Genomic DNA, 24,796 nt, shown 5'->3' on the forward strand with positions numbered 1-24,796 from the left:
CCCTTCGACCGACCGGCCGTCATACCGCCGGTCAGCTTGAGGACAGCGACGCGCCGAGTTCCTCCAGCAGGTCGTGCCGGTCCGGCAGCGAGCCGGCCTCAGTCGGGAAGAAGGCGTCGAGCAGGCGGGGCTCGGCAAAACAGACCGTAGGCTGGGTGAAGCACTCCGACCGGAATTGTCCGGCCCACAGGGGATGGCCCCTTTTGACCAGGACGCCGTTGGGAACCGTGAATTCCTGACGGATCAGACGCCCGCCGGCTCCATTCTCGTCGCCAAGCCGTAGTTCCACGGTGCCGGCCGCCAGGAAGAGAGGGGCGAAGCCGGCTTCGTACAGGAACCGGTTGGTGTCGCGGCCGTCATGGTTCCAGCCGGGGCATTGAAAGAAGAAGATCCCGTCATCGGCCAGAAGCTGATAGGACAGGGCAAGGTATTCGGTCAGCGCTCCGACGGAGAATTCGTTCAGATTGGCGTTCGAGGTGATGACATCGAACTTGCGGCCGCACCCGGCCAGGTCGGGAATGCGCCACCAGGGATAATGCGAACAGATCTCCCGGTGCCGCGCGCTCCCCGCCACAGTCAAGGTATTCAGATGCTCATAGTCGTCGGATCGGAAATAGCCTCCGCCGTGCCAGGACGAATCGCCCGGTGATTGGCCGGGAACGGCGGCATATTCGCGGAAGTTCGATCCGAAGAGATGCGTGTCCAGCAGGCTTTGCAGCAGATAGAAACTCTCGCACGCTTCGACCGAACTATAGTTTTCCAGCCCTTCGTGCCGCGCGAAGAACAGGCTGGTATAGCCGCAGCCGGGACCGATTTCGAGGATGCTCCTGAAGTCCGGCTTTAGCAGGGAGATCTTCTGGTAAATGGCCAAAGCCGACATTACGGTCGAAAATGGAACGATGACTTCCTGGGTATTCAAATACTTGAGCTGTAAAATGCAGATGTCCCGCAACGCCCCCATCAGCAGCGAGCGGCGAGCCGGTGTCAGTCCTCCCAGTTCCCGCATATAGCTGTCGAACCGGTTCTCCTGCATCGTGTCGATCAACGGACGCAGATCGGCGAAGGAATTGGCGCGGACAGGAAAACCTGCCTTCTCGAACACTTCGAGGGTATGCCGCTGCGCAATACGCCAGGTCGGAAGCTGTTGCTTGGCAATAGTCTCGGCCAGGCGGTATTGGGTTGGATCAAGCATCATCCGGTCCTTGTTGAAAGCCAGCCTTTGAGCAAGCTCAACGGCTGGAGCAATGCTCGGATACGCAACCGGTATCTTATCGGGCTTCTGCTCTAGGTCATGGGAACACCTGCAATAGTTAAGATTTTCTTTAAGTTTGCTCCCCTCTATCGAACAGCCGAAAGATGAACATCTCGTTTAGGTTTGGTTAACCGTTCCGTCCTAAGCTCGTAGCCCTAGTGAAGATCCGCTGAATTACGGGAAGCGACGAGGACATGGGGAGAGTATCGCCCGCCGGCCCCACCGGCTCGATCGGAGCTTTTCGGACGGGCCGCACACCCGGTTCCACAACCTGCTCCAGCAGAGCATGACCGTGAGCAACGACGGCGCGGGGGCCGCGACATCCAAACTGGTCGGCATCGATGAGGCGGCCCGCCTTGCCGACAGCCACAAGGCGGCGGGACGGCGGGTCGTCCTGGCCCACGGCGTCTTCGACCTCCTCCATATCGGGCATCTGCGCCACCTGAAGCTTGCCCGCCAGGAAGGCGATGTCCTGATCGTCTCGATCACCGCCGACCGGTTCGTCAACAAGGGACCGGGTCGCCCGGTCTTTCCGGAACAGGTCCGGGCCGAGATGCTCGGCGCCCTGGATACCGTATCGCTCGTCGTGATCAGCGAGGCCCCGACCGCCGTTCCGATGATCGAAGCGCTCCGGCCCGACGTCTACATCAAGGGCTCGGAATATGCCGAGGCGGAGCAGGACGTCACCGGCAAGATCGTCGACGAGAGACTGGCGGTGGAGCGCGGCGGCGGGCGGATCGTCTTCACCGACGACGTAGTCCACAGCTCGTCGGCGCTGATCAACCAGTTCATGGACATCCATGATCCGCCTCTCCAGGACTATCTCAACAGGCTGCGCGGCACGCAGCGCCTGGGCGATGTCCTGGCGGCGCTCGACAAGGTGGCCGACTGCCGGGTCCTGCTGGTCGGCGACGCCATTCTGGACGAATACGACTACGTCCAGCCGATGGGCAAGTCGCCCAAGGAGAACATGATCGCCACCCGCTTCACGGGGCGCGAGATCTTCGCCGGCGGCGTCTTTGCCGCCGCCAATCACATCGCCTCCTTCTGCCGGGGCGTCGATGTCGTGACCTGCATCGGCGACGACGGCTACGAGGACTTCATCCGGTCCTCGCTCAAGCCGAACGTCACCCTGCACGCCGTCCGCCGGCCGGAGACGCCGACCACCCGCAAGAGCCGCTTCGTCGAGCCGGCCTATGTCCGGAAACTGTTCGAAGTCTACCATTTCGACGACGCGCCGCTGTCCGACGCCCTTCAGGCGGAGGTGGACGGCTTGGTCGCCCGCCTCGCTCCGGAACGGGATCTGGTCGTCGTGGCCGATTTCGGCCATGGCCTGATCTCTGCCTCGACCATCGACACGTTCCAGCGCCACGCCCGCTTCCTGGCGGTCAACGCGCAGAGCAACAGCGCCAACCAAGGCTTCAACCTCGTCACCAAATACGGCCGGGCCGATTATATCTGCGTCGACCGGCCCGAAGTCCAGCTCGCCATGGCCGACCGGTGGAGCCCCCTGGACCAGCTGATGCGCCGGCTGTCCGAACGGGTCGCGTGCGGCAGGATCATGGTCACGACGGGCAGGGACGGCTGCATCAGCTTCGACCGCGAGACCGGCTTCAATCAGATCCCCGCCTTCACCCGCTCGGTGGTCGATACGGTCGGCGCCGGCGACGCCTTCCTGTCCGTCACGTCGCCCCTGGTCGCGCGCGGCGTTCCGCTGGACGTCGTGGGCTTCGTCGGCAATGCGGCGGGTGCCATGAAAGTGGGGATCGTCGGCCACCGCCAAGCCATCGACAAGGTGCGCCTGATCAAATACGTCACCGCTCTGCTGAAGTGAGACCCGGGATGCAAGGCCAGTTCGACCGCTACCTGAAGACCCTGGGCTCGACGCTGGAGGATGTCGTGGCGACCGACGGTGCTGGAAACCCGCTCGCCACCGGAAAGGCGATAGCCTCCACGGCCCTGGCGGCGCGCCGCATCCACGACGCCGGCGGCAAGGCGATGTTCATCGGCAACGGCGGCAGCGCCGCCATCGCAAGCCACATGGCGATCGACTTCAGCAAGAACGGCCGCGTCCGGGCGCTGGCCTTCAACGACGGGGCGGCCCTGACCTGCCTCGGCAACGACCACGACTTTTCCGAGGTGTTCTCCCGCCAGATCGGCTTCCATGCCCAGCCGGGCGACCTGCTGTTCGCCATCAGCAGTTCGGGCCGCTCGGCCGATATCGTCAAGGCGGTAGCCGCCGCCCGTGACATCGGATGTCATATAGTGACGCTTTCGGGTTTTACCCCGGACAACCCGCTTCGCCTGCTCGGCGACATCAACCTGTTCGCCCCGTCGGACGCCTATGGCTTCGTCGAGATCAGCCATCTCGTTCTCTGCCACGCCGTCGTCGATCACCTCTCGGGTGTGACGGAAGAACTGATCGCCGGCCATCCCGCCGTATCCGCCCTGGCGCACGTGACATGATCACCCGGCCATGCTGATCGGGATCGATTTCGACAACACCCTTGCCGGCTACAACAGCGCCTTCGCGGCGGAAGCCGGACGGCGCGGCCTGATGCTTCCGGACTTCCCCGTCTCCAAACGGTCGATCCGCGACCGGCTGCGTCAGCGCCCCGACGGCGAACGCGAATGGATGGCGATCCAGGGGCAGGTCTACGGCGCCCGCATGGACGAGGCCGAGCTGATCGCGGGCGCCGCGGAATTCCTGCTCGCTTGCCGCGCGCAGGGCGTCAAGGTGGCGATCGTCAGCCACAAGTCCCGCTATGGCCACTTCGATCCCGCCGGCGTCGATCTCCGGCAGGCGGCAATGCGCTGGATGACGAAACAGGGATTCTTCGACGCCTTCGGCCTCGATCCGTCCGCCGTCTTCTTCGAGGACGACCGCGACGCCAAGGTCGCCCGGATCGCCGCCTGCGGCTGCGACGTCTTCATAGACGACCTGGAAGAAGTGCTGACCCATCCAGGCTTCCCTGCAACGGCCGCGCCCCACCTGTTCCACCCCGACCCCGGCCCGCTTCCCTCCGGCCCCTTCACGGCCCATCGGGACTGGGCTGGACTGAACGCCGCGATCCTGACGCCGAATGTTTCCGATCGGCACACGACCAGCCCCCGGGTGTCCGATCCCGCCGTCGCCGAAGCGGCCGATTGGGCGGAACTCCAACTCGGGCATCCCGTAACCGCGATCCGGCGCGGGACGGCCAGCGGCAACAACCGGATCTACCGGCTCGACACCGCCGCCGGTCCCTTCTGCCTGAAGCTCTACCCAAAGCTGCCGGGTGACACGCGCGACCGCCTCGGGACGGAGTTCGCCGCCCTCTCCTTCGTGGCGCGCCACGGCGTCGAGCGGACGCCGCGCGCCATCGCCGCCGATCCGGTTTCCGGTGCGGCGCTCTATTCCTGGATCGACGGCGCTCCGGTGAGCAATCCGGGCGACGATCACCTCACCTGCATGCTGGACTTCGTGGCGACCCTCGATCGCCTGCGCCAGCGTCCCGACGCTGCCGCGCTGCCGCCGGCCTCCGAAGCCTGCCTCAGCCCGGCCGAACTGGTCCGCCAGATCGACCGGCGGCTGGCGGCGCTGGCAAGCGCCGCCGCCGGTGCGCCCGCTCTCGACCGCCTGCTGGGTGATGGCATCGGCCCACTGCTGGAACGCTGGGGCAGCCAAGTCCGCCGGCTCGACACGCCGCTGCCGTCGGATCTCCGTACCCTCAGCCCGTCGGATCTCGGCTTTCACAACGCCCTTGCGACGCCGGACGGCCTGCATTTCGTCGATTTCGAGTATTTCGGCTGGGACGATCCGGTAAAGCTGGCCGCCGACTTCGTGCTCCATCCCGGCATGGCGCTGCGCTCGGCACTGAAGGCGCGCTTCCTCGATGGATGCCGGACCGTTTTCGCCCGCGACCCCGGGTTCGCGGACCGCCTCGACCTGCTTCATCCGCTTTACGGCCTGCGCTGGTGCCTGATCCTGCTCAACGAATTCCTGCCCGAACGCTGGGCACGCCGCGCCTTCGCCGGGGCGGAGGACCGCATCGCGGCGGAAACCCGGCAACTCGCCAAGGCCACCTCACTTCTCAGGACGCTGACCGACCATGACGGCCGCTTCTCCTTCGCCGCTTGATTTGCCGCCGCTTGATTTGCCGCCGCTTGACCTGCCGCCTCTCGACCAGGCGCCGCCTGACCTGCCCATCGGGTCGGACCGGTCGAACGCCGCACTCGATGCGCGCTCGCTCCATCTGCGCCGGCTGATCGTCCGCGCGCTGGAAGGCGGCGGGCGCGGCCATATCGGCTCCAGCATGTCGCCGGTCGAAGCCATTCGCGTCCTTTATGACGACGTGATGCGCTACCGCCCGGACGACCCACGCTGGGCCGGACGCGACCGCTTCATCCTCAGCAAGGGTCACGGCTGTCTTGCGCTTTACGCAGTGCTGGCCGACAAAGGCTTCTTTCCGGAAGCCGCCCTCGACGATTTCTGCCGGTTCGACAGCATCCTCGGCGGCCATCCCGAATACGGCAAGGTGCCGGGCGTCGAGGCATCGACCGGAGCGCTCGGCCATGGCCTTCCCATCGGCGTCGGCATGGCGCTGGCGGCACGGATGCAGGGGCGCGACAGCCGGGTCTTCGTTCTGCTCGGCGACGGCGAGCTTGGGGAAGGTTCGGTCTGGGAAGCGGCGTTCAGCGCCGGCAAGCACCGGCTCGGTTCGCTGACCGCCCTGGTCGATTACAACAAGCTGCAATCCGCCGGTCCCGTCTCCGCGATCCAGCCGCTCGAACCGCTGGCGGCCAAGTGGGAAGCCTTCGGCTTCCGTGCGGTGGAAGTGGACGGCCACGATGTGGCGGAGCTGCGCCGCGTCCTGACCGCCGCCCCCGCCGATCCGGCCCGCCCGACCGCCGTGATCTGCCATACCATCAAGGGCCGGGGCGTCGATTTCGCGGAAGGCCGCGCCGAATGGCACCATAAGGCCAAGCTGTCGCCGTCCGATCTGGCCGGCCTGCACCGGGCGCTGGCGTGATGCCGACCATCGTGCCCTTGCCCTTGTCCTCCCGGCAAATGATGACATCCGATGACATCGGCGGCCTGTTGACCCAGGCCGCTTACCGCCGGTCCCCTGCACCGGGCACCTGCCCGCCGGAGATTTCCTGATGCGTCAGACCAGCCTCAAGATGGTCCATGAGCTGGCCAAGGCCGACCCCCGCGTCGTCTTCATCGGCTCCGACCTTGGTCCCGACACCCTGACGGAGATGCGGGACGAGTTTCCCGACCGCTTCTTCATGGAAGGGATTTCCGAGCAGAACGTGATCGGCATGGCGGCCGGCATGGCTCTGGACGGCTTCATCCCCTACATCAACACGATCGCCACTTTCCTGACCCGCCGTTCCTACGAACAGGTCGCGGTCGATCTCTGCCTGCACGACCTGCCGGTGCGGCTGATCGCCAGCGGCGGCGGCGTGGTCTATGCGCCCCTGGGTCCGACCCACCTCGCCATCGAGGACATAGCCATCATGCGGGCGCTGCCCAACATGACCGTGGTGGCCGTGGCGGATGCGGAGGAAATGCGCCGGCTGATGCGGGCGACCCTGGACTGGCCGCACCCGATCTATATCCGCCTCGCCAAGGGCGGCGATCCCGTTGTGACCAGCGCGGAAGACGGATTCACGCTTGGCAAGGCCATCCTCAAGCGCCCGCCCGGCGACGTGCTGCTGGTCTCCACCGGCGTCATGCTCGGGCCGTGCCTGGATGCCGCCGACCTGCTGGAGGCGCGGGGCATCACCTGCGGCGTGCTCCACATGCACACGGTCAAGCCGATCGACGCCGACGCCCTGGTGGGCCTTGCCCGCAAGGTTCGCCTGATCGTCACGGTGGAAGAGCACGTCCTGACCGGCGGCCTCGGCAGCGCCGTGCTGGAGACACTGTCGGACCGCCTGCCCGGCCGGATTCCGCCGCTCCGCCGGCTCGGCCTTCCCGACGCCTTCCCCGTCAAGTACGGCTCCCAGCAGGAGCACCACAGGCTGCACGGCCTGACGGCGCCCGCGATAGCACAGGCAGCCGTCGAGGCCGTCGTCGAGGCGGCGCCATGACCGGCTTCCTCAGCCCCGACGAACTCGCCCTCGGCGATCGCTTCGTAGCCGACCAGTGGCTGATCCTGCCGGTCGAGGACGCCGACGCCCTCGCCCGGATCCGCGACCGCACGGCGGCTCTGGCCGCCGGCCATCTCGGCGTGCCGCTGCCCAACGATCCCCAGCACTTCCTGGACCGGATCGGCGACCGGGTCGCTCCGGCCCGGCTCAACGACCTTCGCCTTGCCGTCATCCAGGGATTGAACGCCGAGCCCTGGTTCCGGACCTCCTATCACGCCCTGGCCCGCCGGGCGCTGTCGACCGTCGTCGGCAACGAGCTGGCGATGCAGCGCACCGTCGGCCTTTCCGTCCAGCTCCCCGGCGACGACAGCTCGCTCCTGCCGCTGCACTGCGACGTCTGGGACGGCGATTCGCCGTACGAGGTCGTGCTCTGGCTGCCGCTGGTGGACTGCCTGCGCACCAAGAGCATGTGCATCCTGCCGCCCGCCGCCAACGCCAGGGCCTGCGCCAGCCTCAAGGGATTCGCCGACCGCACCGTGGACGACCTGTTCTCATCGGTGGAGCAGGACCTCGTCTGGCTCGACGTGCCCTACGGGCATTTCCTGCTGTTCAGCCAGAACCTCCTCCACGGCAACCGGGTCAACCTGGAACCCGCCACCCGCTGGTCGATGAACTGCCGGTTCAAGGGCCTGTTCAGCCCCTATGCCGACAAGCGGCTGGGAGAGTTCTTCGAGCCGATCACCCTGCGGCCCGCGACGCGGCTCGGCCTGGACTTCCGGTTCCCGGACGGCTTCCATGACTGACGCCACCGGGATCTCCGGCACGACCGGGCGATTCGGCTACCGAGGCTATATCGGCAGCCGGGCCTATCTGGGCCAGAACCCGCCGCAGCACGTCCAGAACCTCGTGATCCGCGACTTCTGCCGGCGCAAGGGCTTCGACTACCTGCTGAGCGCCACCGAATACGCCATGCCCGGCTGCCACATGATGCTCAACCAGGTTCTGGCCGAACTCCCGGTCCTCCAGGGCATCGTCCTGTACAGCCTGTTCATGCTGCCCCGCGACACCGAAAAGCGGCGTGCGATCTACCGCCGGGTGATCGATAGCGGCGCCAGCCTGCACGGCGCCGTCGAGGGCCAGTCCATCCACGGCGCCGCCGATGCCGCGCGCGTCGAGGATATCTGGCTGATCCGGATGGCGCTCCCGCACTGCCCCACGACTCTCTGAAAGGGGGGATGACCGGCCATGGCGACGCTCTACAGCCCGCTCAAGTACCTGGGTTATGCCGACCACCTCGCGGCGATCCGCGAGCGCCGGGTGGAGGCGCCCGTCCATATCCGGATCAAGCCGACCAACCGGTGCAATCACAATTGCTGGTACTGCGCCTACCGCGCCGACGGCCTGCAACTGGGCGAAGGGATGCGGGAAGCCGACCAGATTCCCGAAGCCAAGATGATGGAGATCGTGGACGACCTGATCGCCATGGGCGTCAAGGCCGTTACCTTCTCCGGCGGCGGCGAGCCGCTTCTCTACAAGCCGCTTCCCTATGTCATCGACCGGCTCGCCAAAGGCGGCATCCACGTCGCGACGCTGACCAACGGCAGCAACCTGAAAGGCCGGGTCGGCGAAGCGCTGGCCCGCCATGCCACCTGGGTCCGGATCTCCGTCGACGCCTGGGACGACGCAAGCTACAGCGCCGCGCGCGGCGCGCCTGCCGGGGCATTCACCCAGCTCCTCTCCAATGTCCGGGACTTCAAGGCGACCGGCACCAAGGCGGTGCTCGGCGTCAGCCTGATAGTGTCGAAAGATAATGCCGCGCGTGTTTTCGAGATAGCCAGCCTGTTCAAGGAAGCCGGCGCCGGCCACGTCAAGCTGTCGGCCGCCGTCGTCGCCAACGATGCCGCCGCCAACAATGCCTATCATCGGGAGTTCAGGGAGGTGGTCGAGCCTCAGATAGCCTTGTGCCGGACGCTCGACGGCGACGGCTTCGGCGTGATCGACCATTACCACGAGATGACCGAAGGCTTCGAAAAGACCTATGCCACCTGCCCTTACCTGATGTTCCTGACCGTGATCGGCGCCGACCAGCACGTCTATACCTGCCAGGACAAGGCCTATACCGATGCCGGCGACCTGGGCTCGATCGAGACCAGGAGCTTCCGCGACCTGTGGTTTTCCGACGAGAACCGGGAACGCCTGCATGCCTTCGACCCGCGCACCCAGTGCCGGCACCATTGCGTCACCCACTCCAAGAACCTGTCGATCCTGGAATACCTCTCGATCGATCCCGAACATGCGGTATTCGTCTGATGGCCGAGATCGACTTCCTGCGCCCACTCCATACCGGCACGAAGCGCGACTACGTCGAGCGGGTAACCGCCCACGACAAGGCCGAATGCGCAGCGGTTGCAAAGCAATGGGGCTTCGATTATTGGGACGGCGCCCGGCAGTACGGCTATGGCGGCTACCGCTACGACGGCCGCTGGCGTCCCGTGGCGGAAGCCATGGCCTCCCACTACGGTCTGAAGGCCGGCGACCGCGTGCTGGACGTCGGCTGCGGCAAGGGCTTCCTCCTGTACGAGCTGACCCAGGCCGTTCCGGGCCTGGAGGTCGCCGGCATCGATATCTCGGATTACGGCGTCGCGCATGCGCACGAAGAAGTCCGTCCCTTCCTCCGGACCGGCACCTGCACCGCGCTGCCCTGGCCGGACGGCCACTTCGACTTCGTCTATTCGCTCAACGTCTTCCACAACCTTTATAACTACGAGCTGTGGGCCGCCCTGAAGGAGATGCAGCGGGTCGGCCGGGACCGCCGCTATATCTGCGCCGAGTCCTACCGGAACGAGCGGGAGAAGGCCAACCTGCTCTACTGGCAGCTGACCTGCGAGACCTTCTACACGCCAGCCGAATGGGCATGGTTCTTCGCGCAGGCCGGCTATACCGGCGACCACGGCTTCATCTATTTCGAATGACCGGGAACCGCACCATCGTCCTGGGCCTGATCGGCGCCGGCATGGTAGGCCAGCTGGCTCACCTCGCCAACTTCACCGGCCTGCCCAGCTGCCGTGTCGCGGCGCTGGCCGAACTGCGCCCCGATCTGGCCCAGGCCGCCGCCTCGCGCTTCGGCGTGCCCAAAATCTACCCCTCCCACCGGGAACTGCTCCGGGACCCGGAAATCGAGGCGGTCGTCGTGGTCACCCGGCGTCCCGCCACCGGCCCCATCGTGCTGGACGCCCTCCATGCGGGCCGTCACGTGCTGTCGGAAAAGCCGATGGCCCATACCGTGGCGCAGGGTGAAAAGCTGGTGGATGCGGCGGAAAGGGCAGGACTGACCTATGCCGTCGGCTTCATGAAGCGCCACGACGCCGGCGTCCAGCACGCCAAGCTCCTGCTGGACGAGGCCCGGGCGGACGGGCGCTGGGGCCGTCTTCTGACCGTGCGCTGCCACTGCCACGGCGGCGACTTCGCGGCGGGCACGCAGCTTGAAGGCGCCCACGTCATGACGGCGGAACCGCGCCCCGATGGGCTTGAGCTGTGGCCGGCGGCGCCGGACTGGCTGCCTTCGTCCATGGCCGACGACTATGCCTGGTTCCTCAACGTCTTCGTCCACGACCTCAACATCCTGCGCTGGCTGTTCGGCGCCACGCCCGATGTGACCGCCGCCGACCTGCGCCGGCCCAACGGCCGGATGGTGCTGCTCGATTTCGGCGATTTCCCGGCGGTGCTCGACATGGCGGAGACATCCGGCCCCGGCTGGAACGAGGGGGTCGAGGCGACGTTCGAGCGGGCGACCCTGACCGTCGCTTTCCCGCCCCCGCTGCTGCGCAACGTCCCGGCCAGCGTCACCCTGCGCCACGCCGGAGCCGTCACCGCCATTCACCCGCCGCCGTCGGGCTGGAGCTGGTCGTTCCGCCGTCAGGCCGAGGCCTTCGTCACCGACATCCGCGAGCGGCGAACGCCGCTCGCCAATGGCCGCGACGCCCTTGAGGATCTTCGGCTCGCCGAAGCCATCTGGCGTCATTCCGGGAGCTTTGCATGAAACCCGCCTTCCACCATCGCGACACCTGCCGGCTGTGCAGCGGGACCAATGTCGACAATGTCGTGCCGCTGCGGCCGATCCCGATCGCGACGCCGAACACCGGGGAAGTCGCGGCAGGGCTGAAGGACAGTCAGGTCCCGCTCGACCTCTATTTGTGCCGCAATTGCGGCCACTTCCAGCTCCTGGATATCATCGATCCGGAAATCCAGTACCGGAACTTCCGCTACCGCACCACGATTTCCCTGGGCCTTGACGAATACTTCCGGTCCTTCGCCGGTCAGGTGGTCGAAAGCCTGGGCCTCGCCGCCGGGGACCTGGTGGTGGAGATCGGCAGCAACGACGGCACATTGCTCCGCGCCTTCCAGCCCTTCGGCCTGCGGGTCCTGGGCGTCGACCCCGCACAAGAGATCGCCGCCCGCGCATCTGCCGCCGGCACGCCGACGCTGGCGCGCTTCTTCGACGCCGCCCTGGCCGGCGAGATCCTGGAAACCCACGGCCGGGCACGGCTGGTCGTCGCCAACAACACCTTCGCCAACCTGGACGATCTCGGCGATGTCATGGCCGGTATCCGCGCCCTGCTGACTGCCGACGGCACCTTCGTCTTCGACACCTCCTACGGTGCCGCGGTGGTCCGCGATACGCTGATCGATACCGTCTACCACGAGCATCTCTCGTACTTCATGGCGCGCCCGCTGGTCGGATTCTTCGCCCGCCATGGGATGGAACTGATCGACGTGCTGCCCGTCCCGAACAAAGGCGGCTCGATCCGGGGCATCGTCCAGCTCAAGGGCGGGCCCCGTCCGGTCTCGCCCAGGATTGCCGAAACGGTGGCGGCCGAACTGGCGGCGGGCCTCGACAGGCCCGAACCCTACCGTGCCTTCGCCCGTCGGCTGACGGAAGTCACAGACCGGCTGGGCGACCTGATCGCGGCGGAGAAAGCCGGCGGAGGCCGGGTCGCAGGCTACGGCGCATCGGTCGGCTCGGTCACCCTGGTCCACCAGTTCCGCCTCGGCGATGTCCTTGACTTCATCGCCGACGACAAGCCGCTGGCCGGCACCCTTCCGGCGGAAGGACGCGACATTCCGGTCACCACGTCGGACGCCCTCTACCGTGATACGCCGCCCTCGGCGGTCGTGGTCCTGGCATGGCGCTACGCCGCCCCGATCATCGGCCGGCACGAACGCTACCGGGCAGCGGGAGGCCGCTTCATCGTCCCCCTGCCCTTCCCCACGATCCGCTGAAGGGAGGAGAGCCGCCATGTCCCCGGTGCGCCGCCTCGCCCATGTCTGTCTCGGCACGACCGACCTTGAGCGCCTGATCGCGTTCTACGGCAGCCTGATGGAAGCCCGCGTCATCCACGAGTTCGTCAACCCTGCCGGCGAACGCTACGGCGTCCTGCTGACCGTGGCCCCAGGCACGTTCCTGGAACTGTTCAACGAACAGGACCCGGACGCCCGGTCCGGCCGAGGCCTGTTCCGCCACCTGTGCTTCGAGGTTGAAGATATCGAGGCGACGGCGACCCATGTCCGGACGCTGGGCCTCGCCGCCGAGGTCAAGCGAGGCCGAACCGACCGCACCTTGCAGTTCACCATCGCCGACCCGGATGGGACGCCCGTCGAATTTCACCAGTACGACAGCCAATGCGTCCAGTTTCCCTATGTTTGAGTCAAGGATCGACTTTGAATTCGGCCTATTATGGCTTTCACCTAGACAGGAAATAGCAGTAGCAAGATCTTGTAATTTCAATCCTGAATAGCACCGTTCGATTTCATACGCTGCGGAGAACAGTCGACCTGGATTGTGGGATGTTGCATCGTCAACATGCCGCATTGCGCGAATTTCATCTTGTCATTACATCTTTGCGTTCCTGATATCAGGACGCATCCAGCGGCACCATGGCCGATGGGGCGGGACTCCCGGTTACAGCACGTCAACCCGTTCCGAAATGCCTGCCGCCATGACCGATACCGCTACCCAGCCCTCCGCCGCCGAAGCGGCAAAGCCCGATACCGGTCTGGTGTCGCTGGCGCTGATCCTGCGCTTTCTCGGCATCGCGGCTTCTCCCGACGGGTTGAAGCACGAATACGGCCGAAGCAGCCGGGCGATGGAACCGGCCGAGCTGCTTCGCTGCGCCAAGGGATTGGGCGTCAAGGCGCGCCTCGTCCGCACCTCGTGGGAACGTCTGGAGCGCACTCCGCTGCCCGCCATCGGACGGCGAAAGGACGGCGGCTTCTTCGTGCTCGCCCAGGTGGCGGCCGACAAGGTGCTGGTCCAGGACCCGCTGGAGTCGCGCCCCCTCGCCATCGACCGCGACAAGTTCGAGCAGGCCTGGAACGGCGAGTTGATCCTGCTGACCCGGAGGGCGGCGCTGACCGACGCCAACCGCAAGTTCGGCATCGGCTGGTTCGTCCCCGCCATCGTCCGCTACCGGGCGCTGTTCACCGAAGTCCTGGTCGCCTCCTTCTTCCTCCAGGTCTTCGCCCTGATCTCGCCGCTGTTCTTCCAGGTCGTCATCGACAAGGTGCTGGTCCACCGCGGTTTGACCACTTTGGACGTGCTGGTTCTCGGGCTGGTCGTCGTCTCGGTGTTCGAGGCGGTGCTGGGCACGCTGCGGACCTACGTCTTCGCCCACACCACCAACCGCATCGACGTGACGCTCGGCGCCCGGCTGTTCCGCCACCTGCTGGCCCTGCCACTGTCGTATTTCCAGGCGCGCCGGGCGGGCGACAGCATCGCCCGGGTGCGGGAACTGGAAACGGTGCGCAACTTCCTGACCGGCTCCGCCCTGACGCTGGTGATCGACCTCGTCTTCACGGTCGTCTTCCTGGCAGTGATGTACTTCTACAGCCCGGTGCTGACCTGGATCGTGCTCGCCACGATCCCCTGCTACGTGGCGCTTTCGGTGCTGGTAACGCCAGTCCTGCGCCGCCGCCTGGACGAGAAGTTCGCGCGCGGCGCCGAGAACCAGGCATTCCTGGTCGAGGCGGTCGGCGGCGTCGAGACGCTCAAGGCGATGGCCGTCGAGCCGGAGATGCACCGCCGCTGGGAGGAGCAGCTTGCCGGCTACGTCGCGGCCGGCTTCAAGGTCTCCAACCTGGGCAACACCGCCGGTCAGGTAGCACAGCTCATCAACAAGCTCGGCACGGCGGCGACGCTGTATTTCGGCGCGCTCCTGGTGATCGGCGGCGACCTCAGCGTCGGCCAACTCGTCGCCTTCAACATGCTGGCCGGCAGGGTCAGTTCGCCGGTGCTGCGGCTGGCCCAGCTGTGGCAGGACTTCCAGCAGGCCCGCCTGTCGATCGCCCGGCTGGGCGACATCCTCAACACGGCGGCCGAACCCTCCTACAACCCGAACCGCGCGGCCTTGCCTCCGATAAAGGGGGCGCTGCGGTTCGACCACGTGACGTTCCGCTACCGGGTCGACGGATCGCCGGCGCTGACCGACGTCTCGATCGAAGTACCGGCCGGTCAGGTCGTCGGCATCGTCGGTCCGTCGGGCTCAGGCAAGAGCACGCTGACGAAGCTGCTCCAGCGGCTCTATGTGCCGGAGTCCGGCCGCGTCCTGATCGACGGCACCGATCTGGCCCTGGTCGATCCGGCCTGGCTGCGCCGCCAGATCGGCGTGGTGCTTCAGGAGAACGTCCTGTTCAACCGTACGATCCGCGACAACATCGCCCTGGCCGATCCGGGCATGCCGATGGAGCGGATCATCGAGGCGGCAAACCTCGCGGGCGCCCACGACTTCATCCTGGAACTGCCGCAGGGCTACGACACCATGGTCGGCGAGCGCGGCAGCACCCTGTCGGGCGGACAGCGCCAGCGCATCGCCATCGCCCGCGCCCTGGTGACCCAGCCGCGCATCCTGATCTTCGACGAGGCGACCAGCGCTCTCGACTACGAGTCGGAAAGCGCCATCCAGCGCAACATGCGGCGGATCTGCGCCGGCCGGACCGTGGTGATCATCGCCCACCGGCTGGCCACCGTGCGCGGCGCCGACCGCATCCTGACGATCGAGGCCGGCCGCCTGACCGAGGACGGCACCCATGCCGACCTGCTGCGCCGGGGCGGCCGCTACGCCGCCCTCCACCGCCTCCAGAACGGGGAGGCCCCCCATGTCGTCGCGGGCTGAACCGGCGGCGCGCCCGAAGCGGAACCGCCACGAGCTGGAATTCCTGCCGGCGGCCCTCGAGATCGTCGAGACCCCGCCTTCCCCCGCCGGACGCGCCACCGCCCTGGCGCTGGCGGTATTCCTGGTGACGGCCCTGGTCTGGGCCTGGTTCGGCCATGTCGACGTGGTGGCCGTGGCCGAGGGCCGGATCGTCCCGGACGAAGGCAGCAAACTGATCCAGCCCAAGGAACTGGGCGTCGTCCGGGTCATCCACGTCCGCGACGGCCAGTCCGTCAGTGCCGGCGACATGCTGATCGAGCTGGACCCGACCGAGAGTGCGGCGGAGCGCGACCGTCTGGCGCGCGAGGTGACCGAAACCGCGATCGAGGGCATCCGCCTCCACGCTGCCCTGGACGCCGCCGACGCCCATGTTCCGGCAGCCGCGGCCGTTCTCGACCTGCCCCAGGGCACCGATCCTGTTCTGGCGGTGCTGCACCGCGAGCTGCTGCGCAGCAAGCTGGGCGAGTACCAGTCGAAGATCGCGGGCTTGGGCAACGAACTGCTCCAGCGTCAGGCCGAGCGGTCCGGCGTCGTGGCGGAGCAGATCAAGCTCCGCACGACGCTGCCGCTGATCCGCGAGCGGGTGGAGGCGCTGCAATACCTCGCCCGCAGGGACCTGACGCCCAAGCTGAGCGCGCTGGAGCTTCAGCAGGAACTGGTCGAGGCCGAGCAGGACCTGTCGATCCAGAACCACCGGCTCACCCAGCTGGACGCCCAGATCGTGACGCTTCGCGACAGTGCCCGGCAGGCTGAGCAGGAGTTCAGGAGCGTCACCCTGAGCGCCATCGCGGAGGCGGAGCGCAAGCTGGCCGGGCTGCGCCAGGAGCTGATCAAGGCCGAGGACCGGCACGGACGCCTGCGCCTGACCGCCCCGATCGACGGCGTGGTCCAGCAGCTCGACGTCCATACCGTCGGCGGGGTGGTGACGCCGGCTCAGAAACTGATGGTGATCGTGCCGCGCGATGCGAAGCTCCAGATCGAGGCGCTGGTGCTCAACCGCGATATCGGCTTCGTGCGCGAGGGCCAGGAGGCGGAGATCAAGGTGGAAACCTTCCCGTTCACCAAGTACGGCCTGCTGCGCGGGCAGGTGCTGCACCTGTCGCGCGATGCCCTGACCCCGACGCCGGCAGCCAACGCCGCCGACGGACAGAACCGGCCGCGCACCCCGGACGGTCCCGTCTACACGGCGCGGGTGTCGATGGACCGGACCGTCATGGCGGTGGACGGCCAGCAAATCCCGCTCGGCCCCGGCATGGCTGTTTCGGTCGAGATCAAGACCGACCAGCGCCGCGTCATCGAATACCTGCTGGCCCCGATGCTGCGCTATAAACAGGAAAGCCTTCGTGAAAGATGAAGCCTGTCCCAGGCGGCATCATTTGTGCTGACGCGGGAAGCGGCCCGCGAATGCGGTTGAAACCACCCTTGAACTATGTGCGCATAGTTGTATTTAATTGACATTTTACCCTAATTTCTATAGGGTCGGCTTACGCGAAACGATCAGCTTGAACCTTCGGTCGATGGTGCCGTCCTTGACAAATCAACCCTCGTGCGGTTGGCCCCCCTCATCCCTGTCCCTGAAATGAGCCCATCGTCCTCCACGGCCGCGGTCCGCGCATCGGCCACCCGCATCGTGCCGCAGGATGCGGGCGATGCCCAGGCGCGGGCATGGTATGGCAGATACCGGCGCCTGTTCATCGGCGACGCGATCGTCCGCGCGACGATGGACCTTTGTGCGCATCGCGACGATCCTTGCAAGCACGCCGCTTTCGTCCGCCTGCGCGAGGATTGGAGCCGGCATGGGGGCTACATCGAGACGGTTTCGCTCGATCAAGTGCGTTCCTGGCCCGGTTCAAGAGAACACATCATTGCCGAAGCAGCACCGTTCCGCCCGGATGGCCGCTTCGAGGTAGCCGCGGACTGCGTGTACCGTCTGCCCTGCGACGGTTGGGTGATGCAGGAGTTGTCGAAGGAGCCGGTCGAGATCTACGACCGCGCCCTGTACGACACGATCATCGAGGACGGCCCACAGGCGACCGCCCTCATCGATTTCCTGGGCGTTCTGCCGGAGTGGCCGCAGCGCGAGCTCGCCGGCGACGCGCGGTGGGCCGGCATGCGGGAGGTGCGGCGCCGCAATGCCGAGCTGCCGCCGGAGATGCGCATCCGCCACGTCGTGGGCATGACCTTCGCTGTACAGGGCGTCGAGCCGCTCGATCCGGACGAGCGCGCCCGCTTCGGGCCGCTCGTCCGCCTCGCCGATCTCGGCCAGGAGGAGATCGTGAACCGTGCATCGATGCGGGCCATCTCGTTGAGCCACCGCTGCCCTGCCCGCCCGCTTGGCTGCTGGACGCATATGCCGCCGGTGCCGGTCTCGGTGGACGGCCGGCCCTATCGCCTCCACGTGCACTGGCATGTGCGCGTGCGTAACGTGGACCCTGTGACGGTCGATCCGTCCTCTGAACCATCCGACCCGGAGTTCGCATGCCTGCCAACCTGATATACGTGCCGACGGACCGGCAATGCGCCGATCAAGTCGAGCAGCTCGCTCAAGAGGCTTTGCTGATCCGCGAGAAAGCCGGCGGCTGCCTCGTCGCGCTCATCGAGCACGGCGACCGTCCGTGGAGCGGCGCCCACCGAGATGCCCTGGCTGCGGCGCGTACCCGTCACGGGATCGACGTCGCCCATATGAACTGGGCGGGAACCGCTGCCTTCCTGCGCGCCGTTGTCGACGGCGCCGACCTGCCGGCGAACGGACGAGAGCGGCTGCTGGCCCTGCTGCATCCCCGTGAAGCGCCCTACGGCGCCGGACCGAACAAGGCGGCGCTCCTTGCGGCGGCGGTCGGAGCGCGGGTACTGCACCGCCGGGATTCCGACGTGCGCATCGACGACAGGCCCGGCCTCGGACCAGCCTATCCGTGTGTTCTTGAACTCCAGGCGATCGATGCGCGTGTCGCCGATCTCGATCTCGAAGTGAAAAGCGGAACGCTCGCCGCTGCCGATATCGTTTCCTTCGTCGGCACCGACGCCTTCGGGAGCGCCGTGCATGACCGCCGCGACCTGCTCGCGGTCGATGTCCGGCACGTCGTTGAAATCGAGCTCCTCGCCTCTCCAGATGCCTCCCGCGAGGCGCTGATGCGGGAAACGGACCAATACATGGTTTCCGGCCCGGATATCCGCCATGATCGCGACTTCTTCGAAGAGGACGTAAATGCCCGCACCTGCGTAGGCGCCAGCACCATCGCCGACATCTTCCTGGAGTTGCCCGAGATGCCCATCCGCGGCACCCTGGGCAGCGACTATCTCCGCCGGAACGCCCTGCGCTTTCTTGGACGGCCGATCATCTATCACTCCCGGAAAGTGCTGCACCGCTACGACGCCGCGCGCGCCGGGCAGCGCGACCTCGACGCCGTGGTCGACTATGCGCGCCGCGACCTCCGCCATATGATCGTCTGGCCGGTGCTCGTCGCCCACCACCGCACCCTGCGCGCGCACCCGGCTGGCTTTCTCACCGCGTCCGGCGGCATCGACACCGCGGCATACCTCGCCAGCCTTCTCGCCGCCCTGGAGGCCTCCATGCCCATCATGACCGGCATGCCCGCTGCTTTCGCGGCGATCTACCGCACCGCTGCGGGGGAAGCGGACGACGCCGCACGCAGGGGCCGCCTGCTGGCCGTGGCCGAAGCCGTCGAGCACGGCCCCGACTTCGTGGAGGAGGTCGCCCGGGGAATCCACGACTTCGCGTTCCTGATCCGCCACTGGCCGGCGCTGGTAGCCTCCGCCCGCTGCACCCCCGTACCGGAAGCGATCCTGCTTTGAGGCGCAGCGCGGCGGAGCCCGCCCCGCACGCCCTTCAGAGCTGTTTGACCAGCGGCGACACCGCTACGATCAGCACGCCGCGCTGACCCGCCGCGCCCGCCTTGTCCTGCCGGATCGGGCTGACGTGGTGGCTCACGCGCGAATTGTGCACGACGAAGCTGTCCAGTTCGTCATGGAGCGTGAACTCCGCGTCGATCATCGCCTTGGACAGCTCACAGGGGAGCAGGCCGACGCAGCGCGGCGGCGCGATGTAGTTCGTTCCTCCCTCGACATTGTCGCGCAGAATGAGGTGTATGAAGGTGAAGGCTACGGCGTCGCCATCCTTGTGAAGCTCATTCGGCGTGGCTGCGGCCTCCCGGCCGGCCTCGTCTACCGAGAGGAGCATGCAACCCACTCCCACGCTGAGCGGCGTCCGCGCGAAATCACCGAGCCACAAGGTCTGCGCGACGTCGAAACGCACGATGCGCTCGACGAGCGGGTCCATTCGGACGGCGTCCGGAACAGCGGGCATCTGCCGCTTCACCGAGGCGAATTCCGGATTGTAGCCCTGCATGTCGTAATCCACGACACTTCCGTACTGGGCGTCTTCAAGGTTCGGAAGCCAGCTCAGGCGGTCCTCCCAGGGCAGGAACACACCCCGCGTATGCCGGCGAAACCGTCCGGAGTCCGGCGCGTAGCGATCGGGCGGAAGGTCCCGGAAGAAGCGCTGGAGCTGCGCGAGCGAGCTGCCGAAGCCGTCGAAAGAGTCACCGAGGATGCCCGCGCGGTCATACCTCCTCCAGCCGAGCTCCCGAAGCGCCGCCGGATCTGTTGCGTTCATGCTGTCTTGTCCTCTCTGATGAATTGGTGTGAATGCACTCGATCGATCAAGGCGGGAATGCACGGATACTCGTGTCAGCGCAGGATGAGCCCCAGGTTCTTCTTTTGTTTCTTGTAGTTTTCCACCCAGACATTACCGTCTTCATCGCGGTGAACGACCTGCCGCGAGACTGGGATCTTGCCGTAGTCTGTCGTGAGCACGTATTGCGGGACGGAGAATCCGGTGGTGAAGCCAAGAAGCTGCTCCATGATCTCGCGCTCCTCTTCGAGGCTTGTCATGAAGTGGGAGACGCCGCTGACGTTGTCGCAGTGATACAGATAGTAGGGCCGGACGCGGATCCTGAGCAGCGCCTGCACGAGGTCTCGCATCGTCCCGGCGTCGTCGTTGACGCCCTTGAGCAGCACCGACTGGTTCTGCACGGGGATGCCGTGACGCAGCAGCATGTCGCAGGCGGCGGCGGCTTCCGGCGTGACTTCCTTCGGGTGGTTGAACTGCGTGTTCAGCCATACCGGATGCAGGGATTCGAGCATGCGGCAGAGCTCCGGGGTGATCCGGGCGGGCATGAACACCGGAAAGCGGCTGCCGATGCGCAGGATCTCGACATGGGGTATGTCCCGGAGGGCGCGAAGCAGGGCTTCGAGCTTCTGGTCGGTGTACATGAGCGGGTCGCCCCCCGTCAGGAGGACGTCCCGGATCTCGGGATGATCCGCGATGTATTGAACGTCAGGCTCGAAGGAGGCCCCTTCCCGCTCCTCGAAATACGTGCCGTCGACGTTCGTGGTGTGGTACTTGCGTGTGCAATGCCGGCAGTATACCGGGCAGACGCTGGTGACAAGGAGCGCCACGCGGTCCGGGTATTTGTGGATCACGCGGTTGGTCTTCCGGTAGACCATGTCACCCACGGGATCGATTTCGGCGCCCAGGTATTCCACGAACTCTCCGGGACTGGGCACCGCCTGAAGGCGGATCGGGCAGTTCTCGTCGTGCCGATCCATCAGCGAGGCGTAGTACTGAGTGATGCTCCAGCGGTATCTGCCGCGGCATCGCTCGATCGCTTCGACTTCGGCCGGAGTGATGTCGATCCACTCCCGCAACTCCTCGATCGTCCTGATGCGGTTGGAGAGCTGCTGGCGCCATTCGCCCCAGCGGGCCTCGGTGGCGAGGTGAGGAGGCGGGTTGGGGCTGGCTGGGGCTGGATCGGCCATGAGGCTGGGTCTCCGTAAGGGGGCACGTCCGGGATCAGGCCGGATCACGCGGATGGGGAGGCGGGACGCCTGTCCCGGAGCGCCGCGACCGGTGCCGCCGCGGGCAGGGTTGCATAGACAAGGAGCCCGCGCTCGGCGAGATCGACGGCGGCGGGCAGCATCGGCGGCTCGGCCCCGCAGAGGATGGCTGCTGCAACCGCGTCCTCGATCCCGATCGCGTGAAAGTTGCCGGTCGCGAGGTTGGCCAGCCACAGCGAAGATCCGATGCGCCGCGCGATCGTATGCGGTCCGATCGCAAGGCTCGCTCCCTCGGCGAGAGGCGGCAAGGATCGGTAGCGCGCGGCGGCCACCGGTGGCGCCTCCGGCGGGATGCCGACGGCGTGACGGGCCAGCAGGCGGCGAATGGCGGCGCCCAGCTCGGCAGCGTCGCACACCGGGACGGGACGCACCCCTTCGACGGCACAGGACAGGAGCTCTCGCTGCTCCCCGGTGGTGAGCAGCAGACCCACGGTGTGGCCCAGGGACGATACGGTGCGCACCAGCCACACGTCGTCTCCGAGCGCCGTGGTGGCGAGGTCGTACGCGGTGATCTTCTCGCGCAGGTGGTCGGCATCGCCGTCGAAGGGCTGGGCGGGTCCCGTGAGGGACAAGGACACGGCATATTCGCCCAGCCGGTCGATCCCCTGGTTGGCGCCCTCCACCCGGCACCGGCTCCGGGCGGCGATATCGGACAGCGCCGGGGCTATGCCCAGCACCTCGTCGGACCAGGGGATAGGCGTCAAGCCGAAGGCTTCGAGGTTGTCGTATATCGGCTGGCCCGGAAGCACCGTGAATGCCTCGTGGCTGACGCCAAGGAGCCGATGGTTCGCCATCATGCGGTGCAGCCGGGCGGCCGTTCGGAGAAAGCTCTTGGGAGTGTCTCCCGGGAAACCGGGAATCAGGCCGACCTTGACCTGGATCCCGGCGTCGAGGAAGGCTTGCACCGCGTCGAGGTTCTGCTGTTCGGTCCGGCGCTTGTTCATCCGCCGGAGGGTCTCGTCGTCCAGCGATTCGACCCCGACGAAGACCCACATGCAACCCGAGCGGCGCAGCAGCCGTGCGGTTTCGCCGTCGGTTTGGGCGCGCATGTAGCCGCTCCAGTCGATCCGAACGTCCTTGTCGATCAGACCCTGGGCAAAGGTCCTCAGATGGTTGGGAGATCCGTTCAGCAGCGAGTCCGTGAACCAGATTCGCTCGGCACCCCAACGCCGCTGGAGTTCTCTCACGTCCGCGACGGCGCGGTCCATCTGCGTCAGGCGGAAACGTTCCCACAAGACCCATTCGCTGCAGAAGCTGCACTTGTCGGTGCATCCCCGCGAAAGCTGATAGGAGACGACGCGCTTGCCTCCCAGGGAGTACGCGGGAAGGTGCATTTCGTCGAAGTCGGGCAGCGGCAATTCCTGAAGCTTGAGAAGCCCGCGCGGCTTGTGGACGAAAGCGCCGTCGTCCGGGTCGATCGCGAGCGTCCCTCCCACCTGGGCGGCGACCGTGCGCCGGGTGGAGGAAAAGCCGGCATAGAGGTCGAGCAGCGCCTGCTCGCCCTCGCCGACGACCACGGCGTCGAAGAGGCCTGCCCTGAGCCCGAGTTGCGCCGCCGTCGAACTCTGCGAAACCTGTGGCCCGCCCGCCACGATGAATGGAGCATCCTTGCGCCGCTTCAGGCAGGCGGCGGCAAGCAGCGTCGTCAGGTAGTTGGAGGTCCAAACCGAGAAGCCGACGAAGTGGAGCTCCGGAATCCGGTCGAACACCGACGTCACGAGGTGCCCCATGCGCGCGAGGTAGGAGTGCAGGTGCAGCGAGTTCAAGCCGCGCTCCAGGCAGAACGGCTCGACTATCGCATCGGGCAGGTCGAGGAGATCCCCGCCAAGCCGGAACTGTTCGAGTACGGCGAGCACCAGCGGGAGGTCTGGCACGTCGAGGACGAACGACTCACCGAAGGGACCGATCTCCCGGTAAGTCGGCTTTGTCACGTCGGGGGCGAACAGCCGAAGATCAAGGAAGGAAAAATCATCGCAGCCGGCAGCCTTGAGGTAGGCCAGCAGCGCTGCTGCGCCCGCTGGAGGACCCCAGATCGCATAGGGCGGCACGATCGCGAGCAGGTTGGGTTTGATCGAGGCGCCGATCGACATGATGCCCTTTAAGGTAGAACCTTATTTTCATATACATTTTCTATAAGAAAATATATATAGATTACACTTTTTAGGCTGAACTGACAATCGTTTTCATCCCAGCCCGCCGCAGTTCAGCTTCAGCGAGGCTGCTTCCGTAACCTGTTGGAGCAAGAATGGACAGCTGACCGTTTCCGCTTGCAGTATTCACCAAATTACTAATTTTAAATTGTGGTCGTATCGCAAATGCGCATCGGATTGACCTACGATCTTCGTGATCGCTACCTTGAACTCGGCTTCACCGCCGAAGAAGCCGCGGAATTCGACTACCCTGAAACCATCGACGCCATCCAAGAAGCGCTGGAGCGCCACGGTTGGCAAGTCGATCGGGTCGGAAATCTCGAAGATCTTGCAGGCCGGTTGCTGCGGGGCGACCGTTGGGACCTGGTTTTCAACATGGCCGAGGGGATGCACGGGATCGGCCGCGAGGCCCAGATCCCGGCGCTGCTCGACGGCTGGCGCATCCCATACACTTTCTCCGACGCACTGACCTGTGCCCTTACCCTCCATAAGGTGATGGCAAAGCGCGTGCTCCGCGACCATGGCCTGCCCACTCCTCCCTTTGCCATCGTGGCGGAGCAGGCCGATGTCGGCCAAGTCGATCTTCCATTTCCCCTTATGGTCAAGCCCCTTCAGGAGGGCAACAGCAAGGGCGTGTCACCGGAATCGAAGGTCGATTCGCCGGCTGCGCTCGAGGCGCGCTGCCGCCACGTCATCACGCGCTTCGCGCAGCCCGCGCTGGTCGAAACCTATCTGTCGGGGCGGGAGTTCACCGTGGGAATCCTCGGTACCGGACCGGACGCGAGACCGGTCGGCGTGCTGGAGAAACTGCTGGGCGACGAGCCCGTCTATTTCAAATACGCGACCGGCTTCCCCGGGGTCCTGGTCGACGACCCGGAAGCGCGATTGGCGGGCAGGCTCGCGTTGGCTGCCTGGAACGCCCTGGGCTGCCGGGACGGCGGGCGCATCGACATACGCTCGGATGCCATGGGCAACCCCTACATCCTTGAAGCCAATGCGCTGCCGGGGCTTCGCCCCCACAACTCCGATCTTCCCGTGATGTGCGAACTGGCGGGCATCCCGTTCCACGAACTGATCGGCCGGATCGTGCGCTCGGCCCTTGCCCGGAACCAAGCTCCGGTGAGCTGGCTCCCGGAAATCGGACAGGTTGATTGACAACGGCCGCGCATGGATGCTTGCAGTGTGCGCTGCGA

At 66.2% G+C, this 24,796-nt stretch carries 21 protein-coding genes; 17 read left to right on the plus strand and 4 right to left on the minus strand.

The features are described 5' to 3' along the window. Nucleotides 1–31 precede the first annotated feature (31 nt). The gene (locus AC5JJ6_RS35110; RefSeq protein WP_496046480.1) at nt 32–1,192 is read right to left on the minus strand and encodes a hypothetical protein; all 1,161 of its coding nucleotides are present in this window, start codon (nt 1,190–1,192) and stop codon (nt 32–34) included. A gap of 346 nt (nt 1,193–1,538) precedes the next feature. Between AC5JJ6_RS35110 and AC5JJ6_RS35115 the strand changes: the two genes are divergently transcribed. From AC5JJ6_RS35115 to AC5JJ6_RS35190, 16 genes are all read left to right on the plus strand, one after another. Further along, the gene (locus AC5JJ6_RS35115; protein ID WP_496046481.1) at nt 1,539–3,086 is read left to right on the plus strand and encodes a PfkB family carbohydrate kinase; all 1,548 of its coding nucleotides are present in this window, start codon (nt 1,539–1,541) and stop codon (nt 3,084–3,086) included. 8 nt (nt 3,087–3,094) lie between these two features. After that, nucleotides 3,095–3,718 (plus strand): SIS domain-containing protein, encoded by a 624-nt coding sequence (locus AC5JJ6_RS35120; RefSeq protein WP_496046482.1) that lies wholly within the window; start codon nt 3,095–3,097, stop codon nt 3,716–3,718. 10 nt (nt 3,719–3,728) lie between these two features. Further along, a complete protein-coding gene (locus AC5JJ6_RS35125) occupies nt 3,729–5,372 on the plus strand; it encodes a hypothetical protein (protein WP_496046483.1) in 1,644 nt (547 codons plus the stop codon). Continuing rightward, a complete protein-coding gene (locus AC5JJ6_RS35130; RefSeq protein WP_496046484.1) occupies nt 5,344–6,264 on the plus strand; it encodes a transketolase in 921 nt (306 codons plus the stop codon). Before AC5JJ6_RS35125 ends, AC5JJ6_RS35130 begins: the two co-directional genes overlap by 29 nt. A 130-nt stretch (nt 6,265–6,394) precedes the next feature. Further along, nucleotides 6,395–7,330, plus strand: coding sequence for a transketolase family protein (locus tag AC5JJ6_RS35135; RefSeq protein WP_496046485.1), 936 nt, complete (start codon nt 6,395–6,397; stop codon nt 7,328–7,330). After that, nucleotides 7,327–8,133, plus strand: a complete 807-nt coding sequence (locus AC5JJ6_RS35140) for a sporadic carbohydrate cluster 2OG-Fe(II) oxygenase (RefSeq protein ID WP_496046486.1) — start codon at nt 7,327–7,329, stop codon at nt 8,131–8,133. Before AC5JJ6_RS35135 ends, AC5JJ6_RS35140 begins: the two co-directional genes overlap by 4 nt. Further along, the gene (locus AC5JJ6_RS35145) at nt 8,126–8,557 is read left to right on the plus strand and encodes an LIC12192 family sporadic carbohydrate cluster protein (protein ID WP_496046487.1); all 432 of its coding nucleotides are present in this window, start codon (nt 8,126–8,128) and stop codon (nt 8,555–8,557) included. The genes AC5JJ6_RS35140 and AC5JJ6_RS35145 overlap by 8 nt, the downstream gene beginning before the upstream one ends. An 18-nt stretch (nt 8,558–8,575) precedes the next feature. Further along, a complete protein-coding gene (locus tag AC5JJ6_RS35150) occupies nt 8,576–9,640 on the plus strand; it encodes a radical SAM/SPASM domain-containing protein (RefSeq protein WP_496046488.1) in 1,065 nt (354 codons plus the stop codon). Then, nucleotides 9,640–10,302: a class I SAM-dependent methyltransferase gene (locus tag AC5JJ6_RS35155; protein WP_496046489.1), complete on the plus strand. Its 663-nt coding sequence runs from the start codon at nt 9,640–9,642 to the stop codon at nt 10,300–10,302. Before AC5JJ6_RS35150 ends, AC5JJ6_RS35155 begins: the two co-directional genes overlap by 1 nt. After that, nucleotides 10,299–11,369: a Gfo/Idh/MocA family protein gene (locus AC5JJ6_RS35160; RefSeq protein WP_496046490.1), complete on the plus strand. Its 1,071-nt coding sequence runs from the start codon at nt 10,299–10,301 to the stop codon at nt 11,367–11,369. Before AC5JJ6_RS35155 ends, AC5JJ6_RS35160 begins: the two co-directional genes overlap by 4 nt. Continuing rightward, nucleotides 11,366–12,610 (plus strand): methyltransferase domain-containing protein, encoded by a 1,245-nt coding sequence (locus AC5JJ6_RS35165; RefSeq protein WP_496046491.1) that lies wholly within the window; start codon nt 11,366–11,368, stop codon nt 12,608–12,610. The genes AC5JJ6_RS35160 and AC5JJ6_RS35165 overlap by 4 nt, the downstream gene beginning before the upstream one ends. 16 nt (nt 12,611–12,626) lie before the next feature. Further along, the gene (locus AC5JJ6_RS35170; protein WP_496046492.1) at nt 12,627–13,034 is read left to right on the plus strand and encodes a VOC family protein; all 408 of its coding nucleotides are present in this window, start codon (nt 12,627–12,629) and stop codon (nt 13,032–13,034) included. A gap of 292 nt (nt 13,035–13,326) precedes the next feature. After that, complete coding sequence (locus AC5JJ6_RS35175) at nt 13,327–15,498, plus strand: type I secretion system permease/ATPase (RefSeq protein WP_496046493.1); 2,172 nt, start codon at nt 13,327–13,329, stop codon at nt 15,496–15,498. Beyond that, nucleotides 15,482–16,891: an HlyD family type I secretion periplasmic adaptor subunit gene (locus AC5JJ6_RS35180; RefSeq protein WP_496046494.1), complete on the plus strand. Its 1,410-nt coding sequence runs from the start codon at nt 15,482–15,484 to the stop codon at nt 16,889–16,891. Before AC5JJ6_RS35175 ends, AC5JJ6_RS35180 begins: the two co-directional genes overlap by 17 nt. A 225-nt stretch (nt 16,892–17,116) precedes the next feature. Then, nucleotides 17,117–18,031 (plus strand): hypothetical protein, encoded by a 915-nt coding sequence (locus tag AC5JJ6_RS35185; protein WP_496046495.1) that lies wholly within the window; start codon nt 17,117–17,119, stop codon nt 18,029–18,031. Next, nucleotides 18,016–19,350 carry a DUF6271 family protein gene (locus tag AC5JJ6_RS35190; RefSeq protein ID WP_496046496.1) on the plus strand — a complete coding sequence of 445 codons (1,335 nt, stop codon included), beginning with the start codon at nt 18,016–18,018 and terminating at the stop codon, nt 19,348–19,350. Before AC5JJ6_RS35185 ends, AC5JJ6_RS35190 begins: the two co-directional genes overlap by 16 nt. A gap of 34 nt (nt 19,351–19,384) precedes the next feature. Here the strand turns inward: AC5JJ6_RS35190 and AC5JJ6_RS35195 are convergent, their stop codons facing one another. From AC5JJ6_RS35195 to AC5JJ6_RS35205, 3 genes are all read right to left on the minus strand, one after another. Continuing rightward, nucleotides 19,385–20,170 (minus strand): 2OG-Fe dioxygenase family protein, encoded by a 786-nt coding sequence (locus AC5JJ6_RS35195; RefSeq protein WP_496046497.1) that lies wholly within the window; start codon nt 20,168–20,170, stop codon nt 19,385–19,387. Between the two features lie 74 nt (nt 20,171–20,244). Continuing rightward, nucleotides 20,245–21,375 carry an arginine 2,3-aminomutase gene (blsG, locus tag AC5JJ6_RS35200; protein ID WP_496046498.1) on the minus strand — a complete coding sequence of 377 codons (1,131 nt, stop codon included), beginning with the start codon at nt 21,373–21,375 and terminating at the stop codon, nt 20,245–20,247. Between the two features lie 44 nt (nt 21,376–21,419). Then, nucleotides 21,420–23,543, minus strand: coding sequence for a B12-binding domain-containing radical SAM protein (locus tag AC5JJ6_RS35205; protein WP_496046499.1), 2,124 nt, complete (start codon nt 23,541–23,543; stop codon nt 21,420–21,422). Between the two features lie 225 nt (nt 23,544–23,768). On the opposite strand from AC5JJ6_RS35205, the gene AC5JJ6_RS35210 reads away from it, so the two are divergent. Next, on the plus strand, nt 23,769–24,758 hold the full coding sequence (locus AC5JJ6_RS35210) for a D-alanine--D-alanine ligase family protein (protein WP_496046500.1): 990 nt from the start codon (nt 23,769–23,771) through the stop codon (nt 24,756–24,758). Nucleotides 24,759–24,796 lie beyond the last annotated feature (38 nt).

The sequence above is a fragment of the Skermanella sp. genome, from assembly GCF_059503625.1.

Bases quoted from the DNA above. Each gene is read 5' to 3' on its own strand.
- AC5JJ6_RS35160 (WP_496046490.1), top strand. From the start codon at position 10,299: ATGACCGGGAACCGCACCATCGTCCTGGGCCTGATCGGCGCCGGCATG.
- AC5JJ6_RS35205 (WP_496046499.1), bottom strand. From the start codon at position 23,543: ATGTCGATCGGCGCCTCGATCAAACCCAACCTGCTCGCGATCGTGCCG.
- AC5JJ6_RS35115 (WP_496046481.1), top strand. From the start codon at position 1,539: ATGACCGTGAGCAACGACGGCGCGGGGGCCGCGACATCCAAACTGGTC.
- AC5JJ6_RS35165 (WP_496046491.1), top strand. From the start codon at position 11,366: ATGAAACCCGCCTTCCACCATCGCGACACCTGCCGGCTGTGCAGCGGG.
- AC5JJ6_RS35135 (WP_496046485.1), top strand. From the start codon at position 6,395: ATGCGTCAGACCAGCCTCAAGATGGTCCATGAGCTGGCCAAGGCCGAC.
- AC5JJ6_RS35140 (WP_496046486.1), top strand. From the start codon at position 7,327: ATGACCGGCTTCCTCAGCCCCGACGAACTCGCCCTCGGCGATCGCTTC.
- blsG (WP_496046498.1), bottom strand. From the start codon at position 21,375: ATGGCCGATCCAGCCCCAGCCAGCCCCAACCCGCCTCCTCACCTCGCC.
- AC5JJ6_RS35120 (WP_496046482.1), top strand. From the start codon at position 3,095: ATGCAAGGCCAGTTCGACCGCTACCTGAAGACCCTGGGCTCGACGCTG.
- AC5JJ6_RS35110 (WP_496046480.1), bottom strand. From the start codon at position 1,192: ATGCTTGATCCAACCCAATACCGCCTGGCCGAGACTATTGCCAAGCAA.
- AC5JJ6_RS35125 (WP_496046483.1), top strand. From the start codon at position 3,729: ATGCTGATCGGGATCGATTTCGACAACACCCTTGCCGGCTACAACAGC.
- AC5JJ6_RS35150 (WP_496046488.1), top strand. From the start codon at position 8,576: ATGGCGACGCTCTACAGCCCGCTCAAGTACCTGGGTTATGCCGACCAC.
- AC5JJ6_RS35145 (WP_496046487.1), top strand. From the start codon at position 8,126: ATGACTGACGCCACCGGGATCTCCGGCACGACCGGGCGATTCGGCTAC.
- AC5JJ6_RS35210 (WP_496046500.1), top strand. From the start codon at position 23,769: ATGCGCATCGGATTGACCTACGATCTTCGTGATCGCTACCTTGAACTC.
- AC5JJ6_RS35180 (WP_496046494.1), top strand. From the start codon at position 15,482: ATGTCGTCGCGGGCTGAACCGGCGGCGCGCCCGAAGCGGAACCGCCAC.
- AC5JJ6_RS35155 (WP_496046489.1), top strand. From the start codon at position 9,640: ATGGCCGAGATCGACTTCCTGCGCCCACTCCATACCGGCACGAAGCGC.
- AC5JJ6_RS35175 (WP_496046493.1), top strand. From the start codon at position 13,327: ATGACCGATACCGCTACCCAGCCCTCCGCCGCCGAAGCGGCAAAGCCC.
- AC5JJ6_RS35185 (WP_496046495.1), top strand. From the start codon at position 17,117: ATGAGCCCATCGTCCTCCACGGCCGCGGTCCGCGCATCGGCCACCCGC.
- AC5JJ6_RS35170 (WP_496046492.1), top strand. From the start codon at position 12,627: ATGTCCCCGGTGCGCCGCCTCGCCCATGTCTGTCTCGGCACGACCGAC.
- AC5JJ6_RS35195 (WP_496046497.1), bottom strand. From the start codon at position 20,170: ATGAACGCAACAGATCCGGCGGCGCTTCGGGAGCTCGGCTGGAGGAGG.
- AC5JJ6_RS35130 (WP_496046484.1), top strand. From the start codon at position 5,344: ATGACGGCCGCTTCTCCTTCGCCGCTTGATTTGCCGCCGCTTGATTTG.
- AC5JJ6_RS35190 (WP_496046496.1), top strand. From the start codon at position 18,016: ATGCCTGCCAACCTGATATACGTGCCGACGGACCGGCAATGCGCCGAT.